Source organism: Polaromonas sp. P1_G4 (genome assembly GCF_056405475.1).
The window spans coordinates 1-782 of the sequence record NZ_JBFUCA010000971.1; the positions used below are offsets into that span (position 1 = coordinate 1).

Genomic DNA, 782 nt, shown 5'->3' on the forward strand with positions numbered 1-782 from the left:
CCACCAGGCATTGCGGGGCCAGAAAAATTCTCCCGCCAGGCCGGTCAGCGACAACTGGCCGAGCGCCACGACCAGCACATAACCGGCATACAACAAGTGGATGGAATCACGCCACGAGACCGCGTGGAAAGCGCTCATCAACGCCATCAGCAACACCAGGCCGATGTAAACCCCCAGCAGGAGGTGCCATTGCTTGGACTGTTCGTGAAAACTGCCCGGGTCGGACAGAACCCAGTGCATGCTGATCGGATAGTTGTGGGTGACCCGAAGGTAAGTGGGCCGCGTCTCACCGGGGCGCAGCAGCATCTCGAACGCCGGTGTCAGGTGGCGCACCGGCCACTCGGCTACGGGGATGGAATCACCTGAGCGCCTGATTTGCCATTGCCCCGCTGCGAGAGGGTCTTGCGAGGGGCGGTACAGCGAGACGCTGTCCATGTTGGGATGCGGTGTCGTGAGCATGACCCGTGTGGGCTGGCTCACCGCAGGCAGCGTCAACCGGTACCACAAGGCACGCCCGTCGCCAGTCGGCATGATCTGTTCCGGCCTGGCCGGCTCGCCTTCACCGGCTTCAAAGCGGCCGTGGGCCTGCTCAAAGGTCAGCGAGCCGGTGCTGTCGAGCAGCACCAACCCCTGGCCAACCACATCGTAGCCCGCGGACGGCACGTTTTGTGCAGCAACAGCCGCGACGGGGGAAGGCGGGGCGGCCGTTTCCTGTGCAACAGCTGCAGCGTGGGCCAACAGCAAGGCCGCCAGGCAGGCGGACAGGCGCGACGGCATTGCAG

The 782-nt window shown here is 64.7% G+C and carries 1 protein-coding gene; it reads right to left on the reverse strand.

Annotated features, from left to right (window positions below; genetic code table 11):
• Window positions 1–782: 7TMR-DISM family protein (locus tag AC1D1X_RS24805; RefSeq protein WP_477699556.1), on the reverse strand; the 782-nt coding region annotated here is incomplete at both ends.